Source organism: Streptomyces sp. 11x1 (assembly GCF_032598905.1).
Lineage (GTDB): Bacteria > Actinomycetota > Actinomycetes > Streptomycetales > Streptomycetaceae > Streptomyces.
The window spans coordinates 4655604-4680073 of record NZ_CP122458.1 but is presented as its reverse complement, the minus strand read 5'-3'; the positions used below and the strand labels follow the sequence as shown (position 1 = coordinate 4680073).

Sequence of the window (24470 nt, the reverse complement as noted above, 5' to 3'; positions counted from 1 at the left end):
TCGAGAACCGGGCTCAGCTGAAGACGATCATCGAACCCTGCGCCAGGCTGCGGGTCGTCGCCGCGTGCAGGCCCAACCAGACGTGCCGTTCACGGGCGAACGGGCTGGGGTCGTAGGGCGCCGGGACGGCCGGTTCCTCCAACTCCGTGGGCGCGAGTGGCGCCTCGGGCGGTGACGGGGGGTTCGCCGGGTCGATGCCGATGGCCGGGGCCACGAACTCCAGTTCCCGCAGGAGGCCCTGGGAGGAGCCCAGGGGGCCGCCGCCGGCGAGGAGTTCGTCGCTGGAGAGGGGCTGCGGGAAGTCGACGGGGACGTAGGCGCCCGCATGGTCGTAGTGCCACACCAGGTGCGACTGCTGGGCCGTGCCCTCGAACATCTCCAGGAGCTGCTCGTAGTCCCCGCCCAGCGCGTCCACCGGGGTCACCGCGAGTCCGCACACCTGCAAGAGGTAGGCGCGACGCAGGAAATGCAGCGCGTCGTAGTCGAAACCCGCGACGGGGGCGACCTCCCCGGTCAGCCCCGGCATGTACTGGTACACCGGGACCGGTGGCAGACCGGCCTCGCCCAGCAGCTTGTTGTAGAGCGCGAGTTCCTCGGCGAAGGGGTTGTCGGGCGTGTGGCACAGCACGTCGACGAGCGGGACCAACCAGAGGTCACAGGCCAAAAGAGAACTCCTCGGTCATCCGGCCGCACACGCACGGTAGGGATACGTTCGCGTACGGCACACAGTGGTCAGGGAAGCGTAGTCGCTGCACGCGCCTTCAGTCCCCTTGGTGCAGGTCCCATACCCACACTCCGGCCACCCACCTCCCGGGTCGGCCGATCAGCTTGTCCACGGCCTCCCGCAACTGCGCGTCGTACGGCTGCGGGCGCAGGACCAGCGCACCCGCGTGCCAGTACGCGAAGTCCCTGCGGGCCTGCGCCTGCCAGTTCTCCCCGATCACCGGGACCTTGCCGGTGTAGCGGATGTCACGCAGCAGGTTGGAGGTGTGGCGGGGGACGGCGCCGTAGATGCCGACCCGGTCCTCGCCGAACGGGCCGTTGAAGTAGCCGCCGGGCATCCGGAACCCGAAGCCCGCCGTGGTCTGCCAGTGCAGCGCCTCCGCGTTGCCCGGGTCCGGCAGCGGCACCGGCACCAGGGTCTCGCCGGCCGAGACGTCGACGTACGACCGCCACGTGCCGTCCGCGAAGAACGCCGGGACCTCGGCGCGGTCCACGGACTTCAGGGGGGCCGGGACGATCGGCAGCAGGGCGAGGGTGACGGCCAGGAAGCCGACGTAGCGGGTGCCGAGGGAGGGGGCCGCCGCCAGCCGTTCGCAGGCGATCGCCAGCAGCATGCCCAGCACCGGGGCGCAGATCATCGCCACCCGGCCCTCGACGACCGACTCGAAGAGCGGCTTTTCCGCCAGCAGCGCCCATGGGCCGGGCAGGACGAGGTCCGTCTGCGGCAGGCGGAACTCGGGGCCGAGGGAGAGCACGGCGGCGGCGAAGGCGGTGGCGGCCAGCGCCTTCACCAGGGGGCGTTCCCACAGCCGTACGACGATGCCGAGGGCCAGCAGGACCAGGGGCCAGCCGTAGAAGGCGTTCTGTTCGGTGATGTTGAGGGAGAGCGCGTCCGCGCGGTCGCGGTCGCCCGCGAGGAGGGAGCGTTCGGCGAAGGAGAGGAGCGCGAGCGGGCTGTTGCCGGAGTTCGCGCCGTGCGCGATGTTGCCGTAGCTCTGCGGGCCGAAGAACTGCCAGGAGAGCGGGAAGGTGACCAGGGGGAGGGCCACGACGACCGCGATGCCGAGGCCCGTCAGCAGCGGGCGCCAGGACGCGCGGGCCACGTCCCGGCGCACCAGGCCGTACGCGACGGCGAACAGCAGCATGCCCATCGCGGCGAGGAGGAGGGGCTCCTCGCCGAGGAACACCTGGTAGGCCGCCATCAGGCCGAGGACGATCCCGTCCCGCCGGGTCCGGGCGCCCGTGCACAGGCGCAGCGCCCGGTCGACGATCAGCGGGAGCATGAACAGGACGACGAAGTTCGGGTGCGCGTTGGCGTGGCTGACCATCGGCGGCGCGAACGCGGCGAGGGACGCTCCGGCGAAGGCCGCGCCCCGGTGCCGTACGACCCGTTTGACGATCAGCCAGTACCAGGCGGCTGCCGTGGCGGCGAGGCCCAGGGTCATGACCAGGGCGAGCGAGACCGCCGGGCCGAGGAGGAGCGTGACGGGCGCGAAGGGCACCGACAGGCCGAGCATGACGGTGTTGGCCATCAGGTTCACGCCGTCGGGGAAGCCCTGGAAGGTGGTGAACAGCGGGTTGCGGAAGTGGACGAGGTTGTCGGCCGTGACGGCGAAGAACCACTCCCACTGGTTCTGGTCCTGGAGGGAGTCGGGGAGGTAGCGGCCGTTCGGATCGATCCAGCGGCCGATGTAGAGGGTCACCGCCAGCAGCAGGAGGCCCAGGACCGCGAGGACGTCGGCCCGGCGGACGGAACGGGCCCGCAGGGCGGCGAGTTCGCCGAGGACCCGGGCGTAGTCGCTCGGGCGGATCTTCGAACCGGGCTGGTGGGACCAGCGGACGGGGACCTCGGCGACGGGCCAGCCGTTGCGGTGGAAGTACCGCAGGATCTCCACGTCGATCCCGAACCCGTCGAGTCGGGAGGCGGCGAAGGCCTCGCGGGCATGGTCGCCGTCGAACAGCTTGAAGCCGCACTGGGTGTCTCGGATGCCGGGCACCGCGACGCCGCGTATCAGGAAGTTGCCGGCCCGGCCGAGCGTCTCGCGCAGCCGGTGCTGGTGGCGCTCGATGCTGGCGCCGGGCGCCTCGCGCGAGCCTATCGCCGCGGTGTGGCCGTCGGAGAGCGCCTTGTCGAGCCGCTCCAACTCGTCGATGGGCGCGGAGAGATCGGCGTCCGTGAGCAGCACCCGACGGCCGTGCGAGGCGAGGACACCGAGCCGCAGGGCATGCCCCTTGCCCCGGTTGCGGGGCCCGCCGGAGACCAGCTGCACCCGTGCGTCGCGGGCGGTGACGGCGGCCACGACCTCGGCCGTCGCGTCGGTCGACCCGTCGTCGACGACGATGATCTCCCAGCGGGCGGCGGCCTCGGTGGCCGAGAGATGACCGATGATCGCGTCGAGCGTGGGGGCGAGACGGTCCTGCTCGTTGTAGGCGGGGACGACCACGGAGAGGTCGACGCTCAGCTGCCCGCCGCCCGTCTTCGGGGTCGGGCTCATCCGTCCGCCAGTCGTTCCACAAGCGTCAGGGACTGCTCGTCGTAACCGGCGATGATCTCCTGCGCGCTCTGCGCGTCCCGGCGGCTGAGGGCGTCGACGAGATCGGTGTGGTCGGCCCACAGCCGGCCCTTGAGGTCGTCCGTCCCGTGGCTGCCCTGCCGCAGGTACTGCACCGCGCACACCCAGGACTGCACGCGCAGCCGGTGCAGGAAGTCGGTGAGGTACGGGTTGCCGAACAGGGCGCTCAACTCACGCCAGAACCGCAGGTCGTAGCCGATGAGGATGTCCAGGTCCCCGGCGGTCGCGGCCCGCCGCGCCTCCTCGCCGCGCCGTCGGATCCCGGCGAGCGCGGCCGCCGTACGCGGGTCGACCTTGCGGTCGCCGAGCCGCCGGAACATGCCGTCGGCGATCAGGATGCGGGCCTCGACCATGTTCCGGTAGTCGGCCACCGAGTACGCGCGGACCTCGAAGCCACGGTGCTGCACGGCGTCCAGCAGCCCCTGCGCGGACAGATCCACCAGCGCCTCGCGCACGGGCGTCGCCGAGACACCGTACTGCTCGGCGATCTCCTTGACGGTGAACTCCTGCCCGGGCTTGAGTCTGCCGGCCAGCACCTCGTCACGGAGCGCGTCCGCGAGCTGCTGCCGCAGGGTGCTGCGGGTCACGGCGCCAGTGCCGCCGCCGGTGCCGGGCATCGTGGTCTGGGTCCCCCATCCGCGTACGCGTACGCGTCCTGTGCGTGCTCTCCGAGCTCTCTTACGAGTTCTCTTCCGAGTTCTCTTCCGATTTCTCTTACGAGCACGTCACCTTACGCGTTCGGGTTCGCGGGAGAAGTTTCAGCCCTTCCGCTCGGCACCGCCGCCTGTCACGGCGTCACGCGGTGTACTCGTCCGCCACGGACAGCGCCGCGTCCAGGGCGGCCAGCCCCTCCTTGGCCTCGGCCTCGGTGATGGTGCACGGGGGCACGACGTGGGTGCGGTTCATGTTGATGAAGGGCCACAGGCCGCCCGCCTTGGCGGCCGCGCCGAAGGCCAGCATGGGGGCGTTCGCCTCACCGGTCGCGTTGTAGGGGACGAGGGGCTCGCGGGTCTCCTTGTTCCGCACCAGCTCCAGCGCCCAGAACATGCCGGTGCCGCGCACCTCGCCCACGGAGGGGTGACGGTCGGCCAGTTCGTGGAGGGCGGGCCCGACGAGGGTGGCGCCGAGGGCGGCGGCGTTGGTGACGACGCCCTCCTCCTCCATCACGCCGATCGTCGCGACGGCGGCGGCGCAGGCCAGCGGGTGGCCGGAGTACGTGAGACCGCCGGGGTAGGGGCGGCGGGCGAAGGTCTCGGCGATCGCGGGGGAGATGGCGACCCCGCCGAGGGGGACGTAGCCGGAATTCACGCCCTTGGCGAAGGTCATCAGGTCGGGCACGACGTCGAAGAGGTCCGCCGCGAACCAGGTGCCGGTCCGCCCGAAGCCCGCCATGACCTCGTCGAGGACGAACACGATCCCGTACTTGTCGCACAGCTCCCTGACCCCGGCCAGATAGCCCGGCGGCGGGACCATGATCCCGGCGGTGCCCGGGACGGTCTCCAGGATGATCGCGGCGATCGTCGACGGCCCCTCGAAGACGATCGTCGTCTCCAGGTGCTCCAGCGCGCGGGCGCACTCCTGCTCCTCCGTCTCCGCGTGGAAACGGGTGCGGTAGAGGAACGGCGCCCAGAAGTGCACGACGCCCGCCGTGCCGGTGTCGGAGGCCCAGCGGCGGGGATCGCCCGTGAGGTTCACGGCCTGCTGGGTGCCGCCGTGGTACGAGCGGTACGCGGCGAGGACCTTGGGGCGGCCGGTGTGCAGGCGGGCCATGCGGGTGGCGTGCTCGACCGCGTCGGCGCCGCCGTTGGTGAAGAAGATCTTGTCCAGGTCGCCGGGGGTGCGTTCCGCGATGAGCCGGGCGGCCTCGGAGCGGGCCTCGACCGCGAACGCCGGGGCGAAGGTCGTCATCGTGGCGGCCTGCTGCTGGATGGCCGCGACGACCTTGGGGTGCTGGTAGCCGATGTTCGTGTAGACGAGGCCGCTGGTGAAGTCGAGGTAGCGGTTGCCGTCGTAGTCCCAGAAGTAGGAGCCCTCCGCGCCGGCGATGGGGAGGGGGTCGATGAGTTCCTGTGCGGACCAGGAGTGGAAGACGTGCGCGCGGTCCGTGGCCTTCACCTGGGCGCCGGCCTGGGGGTTGGGGCGAGGGGTCATGGGGTGAGGCTAGGGGTGGGTGGTGGGTGGGGGACATCGGCTTTGTGTCTGCGTGCGGCTCGGTGAGCGCGACAGTGTGTCGCCCCCGCCGCCTCTGCCCGTCCCGTCCTCGCAAGGCCCGCAGGGGCCGTTGCTTTTAGGGGCGCGGGGAACTGCGCGAGAAGCCCCACTCGGCCGCAGTCGAGCGACCGCCCCCCGCTCCCAATTGACAGCCCACTGTCACTATGTCAGCATGCTGTCATGACGAATCGGAAGCCCGTTCATCTCGCCGTGTACGACACCTACGCCGACTGGGAGACGGGGCACACCACCGCCTGGCTCGCTCGGGGCGGGTACGAGGTCCGGACGGTCGGGGAGGGGGCCGACGCCGTGCGGACGATCGCGGGGGTGAGGATCCAGCCCGACTCGGCACTGGAAGGGCTGCGGCCCGAGGACAGCTCCCTGCTCGTCCTCACCGGCGCGGACCTGTGGGACACGGGGGACACGCTCGCCCCGTTCGCCCGGAAGGCGCGGGAGTTCCTCGCGGCCGGCGTACCCGTCGCCGCGATCTGCGGCGCGACCGCCGGTCTCGCCCGCGAAGGGCTGCTGGACGACCGGGACCACACCAGCGCGGCCCCCTTCTACCTCGCGGCCACCGGGTACGGCGGCGGTGAGCGGTACGTCGACGCGGACGCCGTCACCGACGGCTCCGGGCTGCTCGTCACCGCCGGCCCCACCGAACCCGTCGCCTTCGCCCGCGAGGTCCTCCGTCTCCTCGGCGTCTATGAGGGCGAGGTCCTCGACGCCTGGTACCGCCTCTTCCACGACTCCGACGCGGAGGCGTACGCCGTGCTGGAGGCGGCGGCCCGGTGAGCCGCGAGCAGCAGGACCTCCTCAGCCGCGCCGCCCTCGGCGTCTTCCGCCTCAACGGCCAGTTCCTCTCCGTGGCCGACGAGTTGGCGAGCCCAGCCGGGCTCACGGCCGCCTGGTGGCAGGTGCTCGGCGCGGTGCTGCCCGAGCCGTTGCCGGTCGCCGGGGTCGCCCGGGCCATGGGCATCACCCGGCAGAGCGTCCAGCGGGTCGCCGATCTCCTCGTCGACCGGGGGCTTGCCGTGTACCTGCCGAACCCGGCCCACCGTCGCGCCAAGCTCCTCACGCCGACGCCCGCCGGCCGCGCGGCGATCGAGCGGATCGACCCGGGCCACGCGGCCCTGGCCGCCCGTCTCGCCCGGGCGCTGGGGGAGGAGGAGTTCGCGGCGACCGTGCGGGCGCTGGAACGGCTGTCGGCCGTCCTGGACGACCTCGCGGCGCCACCGGACGCTGTTACGGAACCGTAGACACCGCCCCATCCGCCTCCCCGCACGGCCGCACTACGATCGGTCCGTTGCACACGTACGCGACGTAGACGACGTTGATGAGGTTGCCGACGTAGGCGACGTACCCGTACGTACATGCACACGGATGCACGGAGACACGGATACGTGCACGCGTCCACGGACGCGGCGGGGGCGGCACGGGGAATCAGGGGGACGGTGGCCATGGAGAAGCTCGGGCCCGGAGATCCGCAGCGGATCGGGGCGTACCGGCTGCTCGCCCGGCTGGGGGCCGGCGGCATGGGGAACGTGTACCTGGCCCGGTCCGAGCGCGGCCGTACCGTCGCCGTCAAGCTGGTCCGGCAGGAGCTGGCGGAGCAGGAGGAGTTCCGGGCGCGGTTCCGGCAGGAGGTGCGGGCCGCGCGGCAGGTCGGCGGGTACTGGACCGCGCCGGTGCTGGACGCGGACACCGAGGCGGGGGTCCCGTGGGTCGCCACCGGGTATGTCGCCGGGCCCTCCCTCCAGGCCGTGGTGGGGCGTGACCACGGGGCGCTGCCCGAGCGGTCCGTACGCATCCTCGCGGCCGGGCTCGCGCACGCGCTGGAGGACATCCACGCGGCCGGGCTCATCCATCGCGACCTCAAGCCGTCCAACGTCCTGGTGACCATCGACGGGCCGCGCGTCATCGACTTCGGGATCGCGCGGGCGCTGGAGACCGTCACGGACGGCGGACTGACGCGCACCGGCGCGCTCGTCGGGTCGCCGGGTTTCATGGCGCCCGAACAGGTGCGCGGCGACCGCGTCACCCCCGCCTGCGACATCTTCTGCCTCGGTTCCGTCCTCTCCTACGCCGCCACGGGCAACCTGCCGTTCGGCGCCGCCAACTCCGGTGTCCACGCGCTGATGTACCGCATCGCCCAGGAGGAACCGGACCTGGACGGGCTGCCGGAGGGGCTCTACGACATCGTCCGCGACTGCCTGCGCAAGGACCCCGCCGCCCGCCCCACCCTGGCCCAGATCCTCCAGCGCACCGGCGCCGAGGACACGGTCTTCGCGGGCCGCTCCCGCGACCCGTGGCTGCCGAGCGCCCTGGTCGCCCAACTCGGCCGGCACGCGGTGCGCTTGCTGGAGGCCGAGGATCCGGAGGAGAGCGGGGGGACGGGGCAGCCGGGGCAGCTTGGGGAGACTGGTCGATCGGGGCAGCCCGGGCGGCCGGGAGCGGGAGGTCTGGGGGCTTCCGGAGTGCCCGGGGTTCCAGGGGGGGCAGGGGCTGCCGGAGGTATTGGCGGGGCGGGAGGCCCGGCGCTAGCGGCGAGCGCGGCGGCTGCGGGTGGGCCGGGTGTGCCGGGCGGGCCGGGCGGTGGCTTCGGCGCGCCGGGAGGTCCGGGGGGAGGCGGTCGGCCGACGGCTTCCGGTGGTTCCGGCCACTTCGGGCAGCCGACCGCAGCGGCTTCCTCGGCCTCGGCCCCGCCCGCCGCGGGCCCGCACCCGGAGGCGCCGGGCCAGTCCCCTGACTTCCCCACTCCGCCGTCGACCCCGCCGTCGACTCCGCCCGCGACCGCGCCGTCCGCTCCGCCCTCGGGGCCGTCGGCGAGCCCGTCGGGGGCCGCCGCCGCGAACCTGGCGGGCGGTGCCGCTGCCCAGCAGTCGCCGTCGGCCGGTGCACCGTCCGCCGGTCCCGCGTCCGCGCCCCCGGCCGGGGCCGCCGGGCCGCCGTCGGCTCCGCCCGTGTATCCGCTGGGTGATCCGCATTCTCCGTACGGTGGTTCGGGGGCCGCGTCGGGCACTTCCCCGTCCCCGCACTCGGGTGGGGCGGCTGGGGCGGCAGCTCCCGGCGCCGCCCCCGGCTCGCCGGCCGATCACCCCGCCGCCCCGCCCGAGGGTGCCGTGCCGCCTCCGCCGGGGGCGCCGGGTGGGGAGCCGTCGGACCGGATGCCGACACGCGTCGCGGGGGCGCCCGCCGCACAGCCGCCTCTTCCCGCGGCCCCACCCGGGCCCGCCGCCGCACCCGGTGGTTACAACCCGGGGCCCGCGCCCGCCGGCTATGGCTTCCCGCAGCCGTACACCCAGCAGCCCGCCGGTGGCTACGGCCGGCACCCCGCCCCCGGCCCCGCCCTCGGCCCCGCCTACGGCTACCCACAGAGCGGACCGCAGGCGCCGTACGGGGCGTACGGGCAGCAGCCGTACGGCGGCGGTCAGGGGCCCGGAGGCGCCGCCGGGGCGGGGCTGGGCGCGACCCCGCCGTACGGGCCGGAGCCCCTCTACGGATCGGAGCCCCCCTACGGGCCCGGGGCCGGGACGGGCCTCGGCGGGGGTCCCGAACCGGAGCGCGGGAGCCGGGGCGCCTCCGTGCTGCTCGTCGCCGTCGCGTTGGTGGTCGCCCTCGGCGCGGGCGGCTCGGTGTACGCGCTGATGAAGAAGGGGGGCGACGGCGGCGAGAAGGACGACGCGAAGGGCGGTACGACGACGAGCGCGCCCGAGACGCCGGGGCCGACGTCCGACGAGCCCACGGACCCCGCGACCTCGGCGGACCCGACCACCGAGGCGCCCGACGCGGGCACGATCCCGGAGGACTTCCTCGGCACCTGGGACGCCACGCTCGACGGTGCGAACACTCGCCGGCTCTTCATCCGGCAGGGCGAGGTCGGCGACACGGTGCTCTCGCTCACGGCGGACGGACCGCTCGAAGGCGGCGGCACGTACCACTGCGTGTTCGAGGCGACGCTGACGGACGAACCGGACGACGACGGTCCGCTCCGGATCGGCCCCTCCACCGTCACCACCGGCGAACCGGCCGAGTCCTGTTCCCCCGGTGCCGCCACCACCGTCACCCTCCTGCCCGACGGACAACTCCGCCGCGTCGACACGGCGGGCAAGTCGGTGACCTACGCGAAGACGGGCTGAGAGGTTCGGGCTACGGCTTTCGGGTGCCCTGGAAAAAGCCGGGGCGCAGCCCCGCTCATTTCCAGGGGCGCGGGGAACTGCGTGACCAGCCCCCACCGAACCCGCCCGTGGGGGTCAGAGGGGCGCAGCCCCTTGCGACGATGGGACGGGTAGGGGCGGCGGGGGCGAGCAAACCCCCACCGAGCCTCCGGTGGCCCCTACCGAGCCTCCGGCGGCCGCTGCCGTGGCATGTTCGGCCGAGCCCCCGGAGGCAACGGCACCCGCCCGTTCACCACCCCCTCCGGCCGGCCCACGGATCCCCCCACCCGCAACCCCGACGGCGCCGCCCCCGCCCGGAACTCCACCATCCAGTCCACCGTCTCGGCCCGCACCAGCTCCGTGATGTCCTCGGAGAACCGCCGCAGCACCCCGAGGCACCGCTCGGCGGCCTCCCCGGCCGTCCCCTCCGCCGGTCCCAGCACCTCCCGCGCGCTCTCCGACGCCCAGTCGAACCGCAGCATCTGCAACCGCCGCTGCACGGCCTGGGCCGTGGCGACGTCCCGCATCCACCCGGAGGTGACCCCGAAGAACCGATCCACCGCCACGCACGCCACACAGGACAGCAGCGCGAGATACCCCCAGGGGGCCGCCCCGCCCACCGCCCCGGTGAGGTCGAGCAGCGGCAGCGCGGCCCCGACGAGCGCGCCCGTCGCCGCGCCGACCCGCAGCACCCGCGCCGCGAGGCGTTTCCACACCCGGTCCGCGAGATACCACGACGCGGTCTCCAGCGCCGCCCGCTCGACCCACTGGTACAGCTCCTCCAGCCGCTCCGCCGGCGCCCCCCAGTCCCCCTGCGGGAACGGCCGCCCGGCCAGTTCCCCCACCCACGGTCCGGTCGCGGCCGTCCACGGCTCCGCCCACAGCCCGGACCCCTCACCCCGCCCGTCCTGGGGTCCCCCCTCGGGCTGCATCTCCGGCTGGCTCACCCGGCACTCCCTACGTACGTACGGCGCTCACGCACCACCCTGACGCGGCCGGACCCCTTCCTACCGCCCAATGGGTGGCGAAGATGGTGTTTTCGCCGCTTATCCCCTGGAAGATGCCCTTGATCGGATATACGAATCCCCGCCGACTCACTCGAAAGAGTGGCGCGGCAGAGGCCGTGCCGACCACGTAGGCTCGTTGCGACCGCAAGAAGGTCCCCGGGGGCGTCCGTAGAACCGTCCCCGCGGGCCTCCGCAAGTACTCGTGCGAGGGAGCTGAACGTGATCCCCGGTGGTGGCCAGCCCAACATGCAGCAGCTGCTCCAGCAGGCCCAGAAGATGCAGCAGGACCTGGCGAGGGCACAGGAGGAGCTCGCGCACACGGAGGTCGACGGTCAGGCGGGCGGCGGCCTGGTGCGGGCCACCGTCAACGGCTCCGGCGAACTGCGCGCCCTGAAGATCGACCCCAAGGCGGTGGACCCGGAGGACACCGAGACCCTCGCCGACCTGATCGTCGCGGCCGTCCAGGCGGCCAACGAGAACGCCCAGACCCTCCAGCAGCAGAAACTGGGCCCCCTCGCCCAGGGCCTCGGCGGCGGTTCGGGCATCCCCGGCCTGCCCTTCTGAACCGGGCCTCTCGGCCGCCCCCTCACCCACCCCTCTCCGCGCCCCCGGCGCGACTTTTCCGCTGAACACCTCCCGACCCTCCGAACTCCGCAGAACTCGCCCGCAACCCCCCGGCGAGCCCATCCGTGCCCGATACCGCCTTCCTCGGAGCGGCGGCGGCCGACTACGGTACGTACTGAAAGACACCAGGAAGGACGGCAGTCCGTGTACGAAGGCGTGGTCCAGGACCTCATCGACGAGCTGGGGCGACTGCCCGGCGTCGGTCCCAAGAGCGCGCAGCGGATCGCCTTCCACATCCTGCAGGCGGAGCCCACGGACGTACGGCGGCTCGCGCAGGCCCTCCTCGAGGTGAAGGCGAAGGTCCGTTTCTGCGCGACCTGCGGCAACGTGGCGCAGGAGGAGCTGTGCAACATCTGCCGCGACCCGCGCCGCGACCCGTCCGTCATCTGTGTCGTCGAGGAACCGAAGGACGTCGTCGCGATCGAGCGCACCCGCGAGTTCCGGGGCAAGTACCACGTCCTCGGCGGCGCGATCAGCCCGATCGAGGGCGTCGGCCCCGACGACCTGCGCATACGGGAGCTGCTGGCCCGCCTGGCCGACGGCACGGTCACCGAGCTGATCCTGGCCACGGACCCGAACCTGGAAGGCGAGGCCACGGCCACGTACCTCGCCCGCATGATCAAACCCATGGGCCTCAAGGTCACCCGCCTGGCCAGCGGCCTCCCGGTGGGCGGCGACCTGGAATACGCGGACGAGGTGACCCTCGGCCGCGCCTTCGAGGGGAGACGATTGCTGGATGTCTGACGCCACGCTGCACGCGACGGACCTGAACCCGGACGACTTCGCGGTCCAGATCGCGGACCAGATCGAGAGCTTCCTGGTCGCCGTCACCGAGGTGGCCAAGGGCGACGAGCCGGACTCGGCCGTCCCGTTCCTGCTGCTGGAGGTCTCCCAGCTGCTGCTGGCCGGCGGTCGCCTCGGCGCGCACGAGGACATCGTGCCCGACGAACGCTACGAGCCCGACCCCGGTTTCGAGCCGGACGTGGACGAGCTGCGCGAACGCCTCGCCCTGATGCTCGACCCGGTCGACGTCTACTCCGAGGTCTTCGACCCCTACGAGCCCCGCAAGGCGCCGGTCCCGGCCCGGATCTCCGACGACCTCGCCGACGTGATCGCCGACCTGCGCCACGGCATGGTCCACTACCGCGCGGGCCGCACCACCGAGGCGCTGTGGTGGTGGCAGTTCTCCTACTTCTCCAACTGGGGCTCCACGGCATCGGCGACCCTGCGGGCCCTGCAGTCCCTCGTGGCGCACGTCCGCCTGAACCAGCCCCTCGCCGAGCTGGACGGCCTCGACACCGACCAGGAACTGATGGGCGACGAGACGCTGGAGTTCGAGGCGGGCAAGGTCATGGCGGAGGAGATCGCGGGGCCGCTGGGACTGGGCAGGAAGGTCAAGTAGCTCCACCGTCCACCGTCCACCGTCCGTCGTCCGCCTCGAACGCCTGCCGCCTCGCCTGTCTCGTCGCCCGCTTCGGGGCACGCCAAGGGGTGCTGCGGGTGCGGGGACCGGCGGTAGCGTAAGCGCCGTCGCCCGCCCCCGACAGGAACCGGACCCAGTGACGTGACCGTTCTCCTGCTGCTTCTCGTCGCCGTGGCTCTGACCGCCGCCGTGGTGGGTCCCCGTGCGCTGCTGAGGGCCAGGTGGCCCGAGCGGGAACCCGTGGTCGCGCTGTGGACGTGGCAGTGCCTGGTGGCGGCGGCCCTGCTGAGCTGTCTCGCGGCGCTGGTGCTGGGCGCGGCAGCCGTGTTCGAGACGGTTCGGACGCATGCCTTCGCCCCCGCGCCCCCGGCGGTGACCGCCGCGTACGACCTCACGGCCGCGCCGCCCTGGACGGCCGTACTGACGCTGGTGCTGGCCCTGGGGGCGGCCTGGAGCGGTGCGATGCTGGCCCGGGAGCTGGTCGAGGCCCGGCGTCGTCGGCGGTTGCGCCGTGCGCACCTGCGGGAGCGGGCCCCCGATCTCCCGGCGGGCCTGCCGCAGGCGAAGGGGCCGCTGCTGGTGCTGGAGGACGAGTATCCCGACGCGTGGCTCATGCCGGGTGCGCCGCCCCGACTGGTCGTCACCACGGGCGCGTTGGGCAAGCTGAGCGACCGTCAGCTGGACGCCGTGCTCGCCCATGAACTGGGTCACGCCCGCGCCCGCCACGACTGGCTGCTCCACCTCTCGACCGCCCTCGCCACGGGCTTCCCGCGCATCCCCCTCTTCGCCCACTTCGCCGACCAGACCCACCGCCTCGTCGAACTCGCCGCCGACGACACGGCCTCCCGTCGCTGCGGGCACTTGACCACCGCCCTGGCCCTCATCGAACTCAACCAGCACCGGGGCGTGTTGAGCTGCTCCAACACCCGCCGCCTGCTGGGCGACCGGGTGGAGCGGCTGTTGGAGCCGCCGCCCCGCCTCGACCGCACCCGCCGCGCGGCCACCACGACGGCCGCCGCCCTGCTGGCCCTGCTCCCCCTGCTCATCGCGTTCGCCCCGGCGCTCGGGACCCTCTAGGCCCTGTCGTCACATTCCCGTCGTCGCCCGAAGGGCGGCCCCGCGGCGTCGTGGGGGTACCTCCCGGTCGAGCGCAGCCGAGGCCGGGGGAGCGTGCTCTCGGCGTGCCGGGCACTGACCCGCGTACTGGACGTAATCGGGTCGGTGCCCGGTGCGTCGAGAGCGCGTGCATGGCGCCGCGGGGCAGGCGGGAATGTGACGACAGGGCCTAGGAGACCGCTGAAGATCTTGCTCTGGCCGCCCGACTCACCCTGGATTGCCGGTAAATGTCAATCGCCATCAAGTAGGGCAAGCCGGGCGCATTTTCAAGATCTTCAGGACGCTTCTAGGCCGGACCCGACTCAGGCGACGGTTCCGAGGAACGCCAGTAGAGCGCCCGCGAGTTCGGCGGGTGCGTCCTCCTGGACGAGGTGTCCCGCGCCCGCGATCGGGACGAAGCGCGCCCCCGGGATGCGGTCGGCCAGCTCCCGCCCCTTCGCCAGCGGGATCCAGCGGTCGTCCTCGCCCCAGCACACCAGCGCCGGGAGGCCGATCTCCCCGTACCGGTCCTGGATCTCGTCCGTGTGGGCCTGGTCCGCCTGGGCGATCTGCCGGTAGAAGGCGGGCTGACCGTGTTCGCCGAGCCACGGCTGGACGAGCCGGTCGAGGACCGCCGGGTGCAGCCCGGGGCCGCTGGCGGAGCTCACGTACTCCCGCACGAGGGCCCGGTGCAGCGCGGGCGGCAACTGTTCGAAGACGTCGGCGTGCCGGCCGAGCAGCCGGAAGGAGGGCGACCCCCACGGGGCCAGCGCCACGGGGTCCACGAGGGCGAGCGCGCGGTAGCGGGCCCCGTGCAGCAGATGGGCCCGCAGGGCGACGGCTCCCCCGAAGTCATGGGCCACCACCAGGGGTTCACCCAGCCCCCACCACTTCAGCAGGTCGGCGAGGACCCGCCCCTGGGCGGCCAGGGAGACGTCCTGGCCGGTGTGCATGTCCGACTCGCCGTACCCGGGCATGTCCCACACGAACACCTGGTACCGGCCGGTGTCGGCCAGCGTCTGGGCGATACCGCGCCAGACGTAGGAGGAGAAGGGCGTGCCGTGGCAGAGCACGACCGGCTCCTGACCCGCCTCTCCGGCCGTGCCCCACCGCACGGCTCCCGACGCACTACGAAAACTCTCGCTCAGCAGCACTTCGCTCATGGCTGTCTGTTACCCCGTGAGCCCCGCACCAGAGGTGCACGTCGCGTCACGGTGTGTGCTTTGTACGATCCCTGCCCCACGGCTGTACGTCCGTTGCACGGCCCCTAACTCGCCCCGCGCGAATCTTGAGTCACTTCCGCCGTACCGGAAGCGGAGGCAGTAACTCATCAACCTCGCACGGGAGATCGCGATGACCCGCAAGAACCGGATACGTGCCGCCATCGTCACCGCCACCGCTCTGGTCACCGCCGGCACGGTCACCGCAGGTGTCAGCATGGCCGGAGCCGAGGCCGCGCCGAAGAAGCCCTCCAAGAAGGAGATCGCGGCGCTCTTCGACGGCTGGAACAAGGCGCTGCAGACCGGTGACTCCAAGAAGGTCGCGGACCGCTACGCGAAGGACGCGGTCCTCCTGCCGACCGTCTCCAACAGGATCCGCACGAACCGCGCCGGCATCGTCGACTACTTCGACCACTTCCTGGAGAACAAGCCGGTCGGCAAGAAGACCAAGACGATCATCAACGTCCTGGACGGCGACTCCGCGATCGACACCGGCTCGTACGTCTTCACGCTCACCGACCCGAAGACCGGCAAGAAGCGTGCCGTCGAGGCTCGTTACACCTACGAGTACGAGAAGCGGAACGGCGTGTGGAAGATCGTGAACCACCACTCGTCGGCGATGCCCGAGGGCTGAGCACCCGCCCTCACGAGCGTGGCTGAGCCCTCCACCTCCCGGCTCAGCCACCCCCGTGGCGCGCAGCGCGCAGGGTGAGCGCGACGCACAACCCGCCCCCGGGCGCGTCCTTGAGGGCCACGGTCCCGTTGTCGTCGGTGACGAGTTGCTTGACGACGGCGAGGCCGAGGCCCGACCCGGACTTCCCGGTGAGGCCCTGACCGCGCCAGAAGCGGTCGAAGGCGCGGGACTTCTCGGCGTCCGACATGCCGGGCCCCTCGTCCAGCACCGACAGCACCACCTCGTCGCCCCGGGTCTCCACCGAGACCGTGATCGTCGCACCGTCCGGCGAGACCTCCAGGGCGTTGGAGAGCACGTTGTCCAGGACCTGGTCCAGATGACCGGGACTGGCCAGCACAAGCGGCCGGCCGTCGGCACTCCCCCTGAGCGTGATGGTGACTCCGCGCTCGTCGGCGGCCGGTCTCCACACATCCAGGCGCTCCTGGATGACGTCCCGCAGGGACAGCGGTTCCGCCGCCGTCACCTTCGCCTCGGCCCGCGCCAGCACCAGCAGACCGTTGACCAGACGGCTCATCCGGACCACCTCGGCCGTCGCCTGCTCCACGTCCTCCCGGACGAACTCGTCGTCCACCCCGTCCGCGATGTTGTCCAGGGACAGCCGCAACGCCGTGAGGGGAGTGCGGAGTTGGTGGGAGGCGTCGGCGACGAAGATGCGCTGCGACGCGATCAGTGTGTCCAGCCGTTCGCCCGCCTGGTTCAGTGTCCGCGCCAGGGTCTGTGTCTCCTGCGGACCGGTCACGGGGGAGCGGGCCGTCAGGTCGCCGTCGCTCATCTTGCTCGCCATCTCGTTGAGCTGGCGCAGCGGAGCGGTCAGCCGTCGGGCGGCGAACACGCCGATGAACGCGGCGGCCGCGAGGACCAGGACGGCCAGCGCCGCCCGGAAGCCCCAGATGGTCCAGAGGCGGTAGGTGAGGTGGTCGGTCGAGAAGACGATCCGTACGGCGCCGACGACCTCATCCGTCGCCTTCCCGTCCGCCGTGCGCTCATGGGCGGGGACGGTGATCACCAGGTTGTCGCCCCAGATGAAGTCGGCTCCCCAGTCGGTGGTGGCCCTGCCGTCCTCCAGGGCCCTGGTCAGGGCCGCGTCCCGGACCGGTGCCGCCAAGCCCTCGGGCCCGCAGCCGTTCGTGGCGGACACCTGGACCTCGGCGTCGTCGTCGGTGTACGCCTTGGCCATCTGCGTGAGGGCCTCGCACGCGGCGACGTCGTCGGTGCCCAGCAGCTTGGCCATGGTCTCGGCCTCACGCTTGACGGACAGCTCGGTGTCGCCCCGCAGCTGATTCGTGAGCGTGAACGCCACCGGCACGGTGAACAACGCGATGGCCACGGCCACGAGGAGGACGTAGCTGCGGATGAGCTGACGGATCATGACGCGCCCGGGCCCTCACTGCCGTCGGCGCCCGAGCCTTCACTGCCGTCGCTGCCCGCGCCCTCGTCGACGACGAGCCGGAACCCCACGCCCCGCACCGCCTCGATGGTGATCGCCCCGGCGAGCTTGCGCCGCAGCGCGGCCACATGGACGTCGAGCGTCTTCGTCGGGCCGAACCAGTTCGCGTCCCAGACCGCCTCCATGATCTGCTCGCGCGACATCAGCGCGCCCGGCTCCTCGGTGAGGAAGGCGAGGAGGTCGTACTCCTTGGGGGCCAGTGCCACCTCCGTGCCGTCCAGGTGGACGCGCGCGGCCTTGCGGTCGACGGTGAGGCGGGGGCCGTAGCGGTCGGGGCCGGCGGCGGGCGTGCCGGCGGCGCGCGGCTGCACCCGGCGCATCACCGCCCTTATCCGGGCGATCACCTCGCGCACACCGAACGGCTTGGAGACGTAGTCGTCGGCGCCGAGCTCCAGCCCGACCACCCGGTCCGTCTCGTCGCTCCGGGCGCTGATCACGATGATCGGCACCTGGCTGCGGTCCCGCAGGGCCTTGCAGACGTCGAGGCCGTCGGTGTCGGGCAGCCCGAGGTCCAGGAGGACGACGTCGTACGGGCCGTCGTACGACAGCGCCGCCCCGCCTGTGTTGACCCACTGCACCTCGAAGCCGTACCGCAGGAGCCCTCGTCGCAGGGACTCGGCGACCGGCTCGTCGTCTTCCACCAGAAGTACGCGCACGGCCACGACCTTAATGCTTGAAAGTTGCGGTTCCCTCGGCGGAAGGGCCCTCGGTGGGCCGGAGTGTGACTCCAGGCACTTTTCCCCGTCCGCGCCGACTGTTCGGCGGCGGCCTGGGCAGGGACGTTCCCGGAGCGGTCGAGGCTCCGGACGAGAAGCCGGGCGAAACCGGTGGAAGGTCCGGAGAAAAACCAGGTGATCAAAGGGTGAGCGGGACATCTCACCATGCGGTACCAAGGAAGGGATATTCGACCGCTCGATAGACTGAGCCGACCGCCGCAGCACGTGTGAGTGCGTGTGTATGTGCGGATAAGGGACTGAAACGGAGCGAGGAGCGCACGTGGGCCTTGTCGTGCAGAAGTACGGAGGCTCCTCCGTAGCCGATGCCGAGGGCATCAAGCGCGTCGCCAAGCGGATCGTGGAAGCGAAGAAGAACGGCCACCAGGTGGTCGTCGTCGTTTCCGCGATGGGCGACACGACGGACGAGCTGATCGATCTCGCCGAGCAGGTGTCACCGATGCCTGCCGGGCGTGAGTTCGACATGCTGCTGACCGCCGGAGAGCGTATCTCCATGGCGCTGCTGGCCATGGCGATCAAAAACCTGGGCCACGAGGCCCAGTCGTTCACCGGTAGCCAGGCAGGCGTCATCACCGACTCGGTCCACAACAAAGCCCGGATCATCGACGTCACGCCCGGCCGCATCCGGACCGCGCTGGACGAGGGCAACATCGCCATCGTCGCCGGCTTCCAGGGTGTCAGCGCGGACAAGAAGGACATCACCACCCTCGGTCGCGGCGGGTCGGACACGACCGCCGTCGCGCTGGCCGCCGCGCTGGACGCCGAGGTCTGTGAGATCTACACCGACGTCGACGGCGTCTTCACCGCCGACCCGCGGGTCGTGAAGAAGGCGAAGAAGATCGACTGGATCTCCTCCGAGGACATGCTCGAACTGGCCTCGTCCGGTTCGAAGGTGCTGCTCCACCGCTGTGTCGAGTACGCCCGCCGCTACAACATCCCGATCCACGTCCGCTCGTCCTTCTCCGGACTGCCGGGCACCTGGGTCAGCAACGAGAAGCCAGAGTCGCAAGGGGACCACAAGGTGGAGCACGCCATCATCTCCGGAGTCGCCCACGACGTCTCCGAGGCCAAGGTCACGGTCGTCGGCGTCCCGGACAAGCCGGGCGAGGCCGCCGCGATCTTCCGTGCCATCGCGGACGCCGAGGTCAACATCGACATGGTGGTGCAGAACGTCTCCGCCGTGACGACCGGGCTGACGGACATCTCCTTCACCCTCCCCAAGACCGAGGGCCGCAAGGCCATCGACGCGCTGGAGAAGAACAAGGCCGGCATCGGCTTCGACTCGCTGCGCTACGACGACCAGATCGGCAAGATCTCCCTGGTCGGCGCGGGGATGAAGACCAACCCGGGCGTCACCGCCTCCTTCTTCGAGGCACTGTCCGACGCGGGTGTGAACATCGAGCTGATCTCGACCTCCGAGATCCGCATCTCGGTCGTCACCCGCGCCGACGACGTGCCGGAGGCCGTGCGCGCCGTGCACACCGCCTTCGGGCTCGACTCCGACAGCGACGAGGCCGTCGTCTACGGAGGCACCGGACGATGACGGTCCGTTCGTACCGGGCGTACGACGGCGGTGCCGGCGTACGCATCGGTGGCGGTGCCCGTAGCGGTCTCGGCATCGGTCGCTGATGGCGGTCGATGCCGGGCGTGCCGGCAGGCCGACGCTCGCGGTCGTGGGCGCGACCGGGGCCGTCGGCACCGTCATGCTCCAGATCCTGTCCCACCGCGCGGACATCTGGGGCGAGATCCGTCTGTTCGCCTCCCCGCGCTCGGCCGGCCGCAAGCTGACCGTGCGCGGGGAGCAGGTCGAGGTGTCGGCCTTGTCGGAGGATTCCTTCGACGGGGTCGACATCGCCCTGTTCGACGTCCCCGACGAGGTCGCCGAGCAGTGGGCCCCGGTCGCGGCGGCCCGGGGCGCGGTCGTCGTCGACAACTCGGGCGCCTTCCGGATGGACCCGGAGGTGCCCCTCGTCGTCCCCGAGGTGAACGCGCACGCCGCCCGGAACCGGCCGCGCGGGATCGTCGCCAACCCCAACTGCACGACCCTCTCCATGATCGTGGCGCTCGGCGCGCTGCACGCCGAGTTCGGGCTGCGCGCGCTGGTGGCCTCCTCGTACCAGGCGGTCAGCGGCGCGGGCCGGGCCGGCGTGGACACCCTGCGCCGACAGATCGCCCTGGTCGCCGGCACGGAGCTGGGGACCGCCCCCGGCGACGTACGGCGGGCCGTGGGCGACAGCACCGGGCCGTTCCCGGAGCCGGTGGCGCTCAACGTGGTGCCATGGGCCGGGGACCTCCGCGCGGACGGCTGGTCCTCGGAGGAGATGAAGGTGCGGGACGAGTCCCGCAAGATCCTCGGAATGCCGAAGCTCCCGGTCGCCGTGACCTGCGTACGGGTGCCGGTGGTCACCGCGCACTCCCTCACCCTGCACGCCCGCTTCGAGGGCGAGGTCACGGTCGCCAAGGCGCGGGAGATCCTCGCCACGGCCCCCGGGGTCGTCCTCTACGACGATCCGGGCGCGGGGGAGTTCCCCACGCCGGCCGACGTGGTGGGCACGGACCCCACCTGGGTCGGGCGCGTACGCCGGGCCCTGGACGACCCGACGGCCCTGGAACTCTTCGTCTGCGGCGACAACCTGCGCAAGGGCTCCGCCTTGAACGCGGTTCAGGTGGCTGAACTGGTGGTCAAGGGCGCGTAGTCGCTCGGGGGCGCGGGTCGCTTTGGCGGGTGCGGGTCGGTGGGGCTTCTCGCGCAGTTCCCCGCGCCCCTAAAAGATCAGGCCCTGCGGGCCTGAAAGACCGGCCCTGCGGGCCTGGAAGATCACGGCCCCGCGGGTCTGGAAAGCGGCGGCCCTGTGGGTCTGGAAGGCGGCGGGGCCGCTGGATGAAAAGCATGGGCGCAGCCCCGGCTTTTCAGGGGCGCGGGGAACTGCGCGAGAAGCCCCACCGGGCCCGCGGTCGCCGACGAACCCGCACTCCCCGCCCCCGCGGCGTCGGCCCCTGTCAGCGGTGGCGTGTAAGTTCTTCGGGTCGACGGTTCCACGGACGGACGATTTCCGCCCGTACCGCCGCCGGATTTCCGGGTTGATTCAGGCCTCCCGGTGATCGAGGATTTTTCTCCCCGTCCGCCGCAACCGCGCGACGCACGGGGAGCGTCTTTACCGGGCGCCCTTCGGCGGGGCTGGGCGCCACCACTTGGGGCATAGGGGAAGAGCTGGTACGCATGAGGGCGTTCGACGCGCTGTCCGGTGTTCGGTGGGTCGTACCGATGGCTGCGCGCTGCGTGCCGACGGACGTGGCCGCCATACCGACCAGCGCCCATGCCATACGGACACATGTGCGGTCTGACGCAAAAGTGATGCCTGTCTCGTACAACCCCGACGGGGGGATGCGCGTCCAACAGGCGTGGCAGAGGTACTCGATTTCACCGCGGTACAGACGAGGGGCACCGCCCTGCGTCCACCCCGCCGTCCCCGCATGCCCGGTTCGGCCGGCGGCATGCCGGTGATCGCGCCGATGCCCGCGACGCGGCCGACCCGCATACCCAGCCAGCGCGACGGCGCGGACGACACGTCGACGGTGCCGGCCTCCGGTACGACGGTCGACCACCTCACCGAGACGTACCGCGCTCACTATCGCTCGCTCCTCGGTCTCGCGGCGCTCCTCCTCGACGACACCGCCTCCTGCGAGGACGTCGTCCAGGAGGCGTTCATCCGCGTGCACTCGGCGCGCAAGCGCGTCCGGGACCCGGAGAAGACGCTCGCCTATCTGCGCCAGACGGTCGTGAACCTCTCGCGCTCCGCCCTGCGCCGCCGGATCCTCGGCCTGAAGCTGCTGTCGAAGCCGATGCCCGACATGGCGAGCGCGGAGGAGGGCGCGTACGACCAGCTGGAGCGCGACTCGCTCATCAAGGCGATGAAGGGGCTCCAGCGGCGGCAGCGCGAGGTTCTCGTGCTGCGCTACTTCGCCGACATGACCGAGGCCCAGGTCGCCGAGGCGCTCGGCATATCGCTGGGCTCGGTGAAGGCGTACGGCTCCCGGGGCATCGCGGCACTGCGCGTCGCCATGGAGGCGCCCGCATGAGCACGCGCGGCAAGGACGACGGACCCGACAGGCACGGCGGGCCGGGCGGTCGGGACGAGCTCGCCCCCAGGAGGCGTGCCTCCTGGGGGCGCCGGGACGAGGACGAACGCGCCGAGGAGCGCGAGGACGAACGCGCGGAGCAGCGCGGGCGGGACGGGCGCGTCGGGGGGCGCGGGCTCGAGGAGCACGAAGAAACGCAATCGCACGCTGGGAACGGAACTGTGAATCACGGCCCCGAAGAACAAGGCCCCCACCCCGAGGGCCAGGATCTCGAAGGCCACGCTCCGGACGACTCGCGTGAGGACGACTCGCGTTCGGCCGACCTGAATTCGGCTGACCCGAGTACGGACGACGCGACCCCGGATGGCCCCGCGCCGGATGGCCCCGCGCTCAACGGTGCGGTGCTGAACGGTGCGGTGCTGAACGGCTCGGGGGCGAAGGGTCTCGGCGCGTTCGACTCCGACGAACTGGTGCTGCGCAATCTCCTGCACCAGGCGGTGGCGGAGATCGAGCCCAGGGACGGCACCCTGGAGCATCTGCGGCGGGCGGTACCGGCGCGGCGGACCCGCAAGCGTCAGGCCGTCGTCGGCATGGCCGCCGCCGCGCTCCTCATCGGCACGGCGATCCCGGCCCTGGTGCACGTCTCCAACTCCACCGGCTCCGACGTGAACACCTCCATCATGGGCAACGGCTCGCACAAGCAGGAGACCGAGGGCCAGTCCAAGGGCCAGACCGGCGGGAACGGTTCGTCGGGAGGCTCCTCCGGCGGGTCCAAGGAGCCCGGCAAGAGCACGGACAAGGACAAGAGCGACAAGGACAAGGGCCAGAGCAGCGGCTCCACGAGCGGCACGCAGGCGACGCCGACGGCCGCCGCCTCCGCGCTCTGTACGGCGGCCCAGCTCGGCGGGGGCGGGAGCGTGGGCGCACCGGACTCCGGCGGAGCCGTCTACGGCTCGTTCCGCATCTCCAACATCTCCGGCACGAGCTGTACGGTCACCGGCGGGGGCTCCGTGAGCGCCCTCCCGCAGGGTGCCGCGGACGGGTCGAAGATCACCGTGGCGACCCATGTCGCCGGTGACGCGGCGGCCGGACTGCCCGACCCGTCGCTGTCCCTGACCCAGCTGGTGCTGCAGCCGGGAGCGGCGTACGAGGTGCGGTTCGCCTGGGTGCCGTCCGAGCCCTGCCAGACCACCGGCGGGACGACGGGCGGCGGCACCGGCGGTTCGGATCCGTCACCGGACCCGACGCCCACGGGGGAGGCGAGCCCCGGCACCACGACCGACGGCACCAACTCCGTCTCCACCCAGCTCTTCACCGAGGACGGCGTCGCCGACGGCAGCGTCCTCGTCTCCCACACCACCGAGGGCGGCATCGTCACCTTCTCGGCGAACATCGGCAACGCCTGCGCGGGCGTGGTCTACCGGACGGGTTTGATGGCAGCGACCTGACGGGTCTGCGGGTGGGCGCCTGACTGCCCTGCTGGGGGCGCCTGACGGGGGCGGCAGGGTCGCGGGGCCGTGGCGTGGCCGTGGGGTGCCGTCGATTCTCAGCGGAGCCCGCCGGTCCTACGGGGCCGGCTCGGCCTCGCGGGAGCGGTTCTCGTCGGCTCGGTCGGCGTGCGCCCCGTCTCGGTTCGCTTCGCCGCCGCCCTGCTCGTCGCCGTCACCGTCCGGTGCGGCGGCGCCACGGCCGTCTCCGTCCCCGTCCGATTCGGCGGTGTCGGGCAGCAGCCCCAGTTCCGTGTCACGGATGAACTCGACCTCGCGGCGGATCAGGCGGAACCACATGAACACGACGAAGCCGGCGAAGACGAACCACTCGCCGGTGTAACCGAGGTTCTGGAAGGCCTTGAGGTCGAGCCCGGTGTCCTGCGGCGCCGTCGCGGGGACGGCCTTCATGCCCGAGTCGCCCTTGTCGAGGGTGATCCAGGCGTCGTACAGGTCGTCCGGCACAAGGTTCACCAGCGCCGCCGCGCTGATCGCCGAGGTCTGGCCGGCCGGCAGCCCGCCCTGGAGGGGCACGCCGTTCGACCCCGGGGTCTCGGAGGCCTGGAGCGACCCGGTGACGGTGACCTCGCCGGAGGGGGCCGCCGGGGCCCGGCCGGCGTCCGCCGCGCCGGGCAGCCAGCCCCGTACCACCGGCAGGGCCTTGCCCTCGTCGGTGCGCAGCAGCGTCAGCACGTAGAACCCGGTCCGGCCGTCCAGCTCACGGTTGGGCACGAGGAGCTGCTCGCCGTACCGCCCGCTCACGGTGGCCAGTTCGCCCGAGGTCTCCTTGTCCACCGGCAGCAACGACCCCAGCGGGCGCGCCGGGGCCCGGTCCGCCGGGTCGATCCGCTCGGTCGCCGCGCGATGGTCCTGCATCCGGTCCTCGAACCGGCTCAGCTGCCACGACCCCATGAACACGCAGAACGGGATGGCGAGCAGCACGAAGACGTTGATCCCCCACCATCGGGGCGTCAGCAGGAACCGGTACACGCCTTCCA

21 protein-coding genes are annotated in these 24470 nt (G+C 72.1%); 12 read left to right on the top strand and 9 right to left on the bottom strand.

The window, feature by feature from the left end; translation table 11 throughout:
• Positions 1-13: 13 nt before the first annotated feature.
• The 4 genes from P8T65_RS20380 to P8T65_RS20365 form a co-directional block, all read right to left on the bottom strand.
• Positions 14-664, bottom strand: coding sequence for a hypothetical protein (locus P8T65_RS20380; protein ID WP_316726709.1), 651 nt, complete (start codon positions 662-664; stop codon positions 14-16).
• Positions 665-761: 97 nt separating this feature from the next.
• Positions 762-3218, bottom strand: coding sequence for a glycosyltransferase family 2 protein (locus P8T65_RS20375; protein WP_316726708.1), 2457 nt, complete (start codon positions 3216-3218; stop codon positions 762-764).
• Positions 3215-3913, bottom strand: coding sequence for a GntR family transcriptional regulator (locus P8T65_RS20370; RefSeq protein ID WP_316726707.1), 699 nt, complete (start codon positions 3911-3913; stop codon positions 3215-3217). Before P8T65_RS20370 ends, P8T65_RS20375 begins: the two co-directional genes overlap by 4 nt.
• Positions 3914-4091: 178 nt before the next feature.
• Positions 4092-5447, bottom strand: coding sequence for an aspartate aminotransferase family protein (locus P8T65_RS20365; protein ID WP_316726706.1), 1356 nt, complete (start codon positions 5445-5447; stop codon positions 4092-4094).
• Between the two features lie 240 nt (positions 5448-5687).
• On the opposite strand from P8T65_RS20365, the gene P8T65_RS20360 reads away from it, so the two are divergent.
• The 3 genes from P8T65_RS20360 (at position 5688) to P8T65_RS20350 (ending at position 9643) form a co-directional block, all read left to right on the top strand.
• Positions 5688-6299: a DJ-1/PfpI family protein gene (locus P8T65_RS20360; RefSeq protein WP_316726704.1), complete on the top strand. Its 612-nt coding sequence runs from the start codon at positions 5688-5690 to the stop codon at positions 6297-6299.
• Positions 6296-6763 (top strand): MarR family transcriptional regulator, encoded by a 468-nt coding sequence (locus P8T65_RS20355; protein WP_316726703.1) that lies wholly within the window; start codon positions 6296-6298, stop codon positions 6761-6763. Before P8T65_RS20360 ends, P8T65_RS20355 begins: the two co-directional genes overlap by 4 nt.
• 201 nt (positions 6764-6964) lie before the next feature.
• Entirely contained in the window at positions 6965-9643 is a 2679-nt protein-coding gene (locus P8T65_RS20350; RefSeq protein WP_316731647.1) for a serine/threonine-protein kinase, read from the top strand.
• A gap of 197 nt (positions 9644-9840) precedes the next feature.
• Here the strand turns inward: P8T65_RS20350 and P8T65_RS20345 are convergent, their stop codons facing one another.
• Positions 9841-10608 (bottom strand): SLATT domain-containing protein, encoded by a 768-nt coding sequence (locus tag P8T65_RS20345; protein ID WP_316726701.1) that lies wholly within the window; start codon positions 10606-10608, stop codon positions 9841-9843.
• A gap of 279 nt (positions 10609-10887) precedes the next feature.
• Here P8T65_RS20345 and P8T65_RS20340 point away from each other — a divergent pair, with 279 nt between their 5' ends.
• From P8T65_RS20340 to P8T65_RS20325, 4 genes are all read left to right on the top strand, one after another.
• The gene (locus P8T65_RS20340) at positions 10888-11232 is read left to right on the top strand and encodes a YbaB/EbfC family nucleoid-associated protein (protein ID WP_316726700.1); all 345 of its coding nucleotides are present in this window, start codon (positions 10888-10890) and stop codon (positions 11230-11232) included.
• Between the two features lie 204 nt (positions 11233-11436).
• Positions 11437-12036: a recombination mediator RecR gene (recR, locus tag P8T65_RS20335; RefSeq protein WP_184905496.1), complete on the top strand. Its 600-nt coding sequence runs from the start codon at positions 11437-11439 to the stop codon at positions 12034-12036.
• On the top strand, positions 12029-12694 hold the full coding sequence (locus P8T65_RS20330) for a DUF5063 domain-containing protein (RefSeq protein WP_184905494.1): 666 nt from the start codon (positions 12029-12031) through the stop codon (positions 12692-12694). The genes recR and P8T65_RS20330 overlap by 8 nt, the downstream gene beginning before the upstream one ends.
• A 162-nt stretch (positions 12695-12856) precedes the next feature.
• The gene (locus P8T65_RS20325) at positions 12857-13792 is read left to right on the top strand and encodes a M56 family metallopeptidase (RefSeq protein WP_316726699.1); all 936 of its coding nucleotides are present in this window, start codon (positions 12857-12859) and stop codon (positions 13790-13792) included.
• Positions 13793-14133: 341 nt separating this feature from the next.
• Here the strand turns inward: P8T65_RS20325 and P8T65_RS20320 are convergent, their stop codons facing one another.
• Positions 14134-14973, bottom strand: a complete 840-nt coding sequence (locus tag P8T65_RS20320) for an alpha/beta hydrolase (RefSeq protein ID WP_316726698.1) — start codon at positions 14971-14973, stop codon at positions 14134-14136.
• A 190-nt stretch (positions 14974-15163) separates the two neighbouring features.
• On the opposite strand from P8T65_RS20320, the gene P8T65_RS20315 reads away from it, so the two are divergent.
• The gene (locus tag P8T65_RS20315; RefSeq protein WP_316726697.1) at positions 15164-15664 is read left to right on the top strand and encodes an SgcJ/EcaC family oxidoreductase; all 501 of its coding nucleotides are present in this window, start codon (positions 15164-15166) and stop codon (positions 15662-15664) included.
• A gap of 43 nt (positions 15665-15707) precedes the next feature.
• Here P8T65_RS20315 and P8T65_RS20310 read toward each other — a convergent pair whose 3' ends face one another.
• Together P8T65_RS20310 and P8T65_RS20305 are read right to left on the bottom strand one after the other, a co-directional pair.
• Positions 15708-17093, bottom strand: a complete 1386-nt coding sequence (locus P8T65_RS20310) for a HAMP domain-containing sensor histidine kinase (protein WP_316726696.1) — start codon at positions 17091-17093, stop codon at positions 15708-15710.
• The gene (locus P8T65_RS20305; RefSeq protein WP_316726695.1) at positions 17090-17827 is read right to left on the bottom strand and encodes a response regulator transcription factor; all 738 of its coding nucleotides are present in this window, start codon (positions 17825-17827) and stop codon (positions 17090-17092) included. The genes P8T65_RS20310 and P8T65_RS20305 overlap by 4 nt, the downstream gene beginning before the upstream one ends.
• Positions 17828-18167: 340 nt before the next feature.
• On the opposite strand from P8T65_RS20305, the gene P8T65_RS20300 reads away from it, so the two are divergent.
• From P8T65_RS20300 to P8T65_RS20285, 4 genes are all read left to right on the top strand, one after another.
• Entirely contained in the window at positions 18168-19448 is a 1281-nt protein-coding gene (locus tag P8T65_RS20300) for an aspartate kinase (protein WP_230216011.1), read from the top strand.
• A gap of 85 nt (positions 19449-19533) precedes the next feature.
• Complete coding sequence (locus P8T65_RS20295; protein ID WP_316726694.1) at positions 19534-20601, top strand: aspartate-semialdehyde dehydrogenase; 1068 nt, start codon at positions 19534-19536, stop codon at positions 20599-20601.
• 706 nt (positions 20602-21307) lie between these two features.
• Positions 21308-21985: a SigE family RNA polymerase sigma factor gene (locus P8T65_RS20290; protein WP_399099445.1), complete on the top strand. Its 678-nt coding sequence runs from the start codon at positions 21308-21310 to the stop codon at positions 21983-21985.
• A complete protein-coding gene (locus tag P8T65_RS20285; protein WP_316726692.1) occupies positions 21982-23433 on the top strand; it encodes a hypothetical protein in 1452 nt (483 codons plus the stop codon). The genes P8T65_RS20290 and P8T65_RS20285 overlap by 4 nt, the downstream gene beginning before the upstream one ends.
• A 117-nt stretch (positions 23434-23550) precedes the next feature.
• Here P8T65_RS20285 and P8T65_RS20280 read toward each other — a convergent pair whose 3' ends face one another.
• Positions 23551-24462, bottom strand: coding sequence for an SURF1 family protein (locus P8T65_RS20280; RefSeq protein WP_316726691.1), 912 nt, complete (start codon positions 24460-24462; stop codon positions 23551-23553).
• Positions 24463-24470 lie beyond the last annotated feature (8 nt).

Bases quoted from the DNA above. Each gene is read 5' to 3' on its own strand.
- P8T65_RS20375 (WP_316726708.1), bottom strand. From the start codon at position 3,218: ATGAGCCCGACCCCGAAGACGGGCGGCGGGCAGCTGAGCGTCGACCTC.
- P8T65_RS20370 (WP_316726707.1), bottom strand. From the start codon at position 3,913: ATGCCCGGCACCGGCGGCGGCACTGGCGCCGTGACCCGCAGCACCCTG.
- P8T65_RS20365 (WP_316726706.1), bottom strand. From the start codon at position 5,447: ATGACCCCTCGCCCCAACCCCCAGGCCGGCGCCCAGGTGAAGGCCACG.
- P8T65_RS20360 (WP_316726704.1), top strand. From the start codon at position 5,688: ATGACGAATCGGAAGCCCGTTCATCTCGCCGTGTACGACACCTACGCC.
- P8T65_RS20350 (WP_316731647.1), top strand. From the start codon at position 6,965: ATGGAGAAGCTCGGGCCCGGAGATCCGCAGCGGATCGGGGCGTACCGG.
- P8T65_RS20330 (WP_184905494.1), top strand. From the start codon at position 12,029: ATGTCTGACGCCACGCTGCACGCGACGGACCTGAACCCGGACGACTTC.
- P8T65_RS20320 (WP_316726698.1), bottom strand. From the start codon at position 14,973: ATGAGCGAAGTGCTGCTGAGCGAGAGTTTTCGTAGTGCGTCGGGAGCC.
- P8T65_RS20315 (WP_316726697.1), top strand. From the start codon at position 15,164: ATGACCCGCAAGAACCGGATACGTGCCGCCATCGTCACCGCCACCGCT.
- P8T65_RS20310 (WP_316726696.1), bottom strand. From the start codon at position 17,093: ATGATCCGTCAGCTCATCCGCAGCTACGTCCTCCTCGTGGCCGTGGCC.
- P8T65_RS20295 (WP_316726694.1), top strand. From the start codon at position 19,534: ATGGCGGTCGATGCCGGGCGTGCCGGCAGGCCGACGCTCGCGGTCGTG.
- P8T65_RS20285 (WP_316726692.1), top strand. From the start codon at position 21,982: ATGAGCACGCGCGGCAAGGACGACGGACCCGACAGGCACGGCGGGCCG.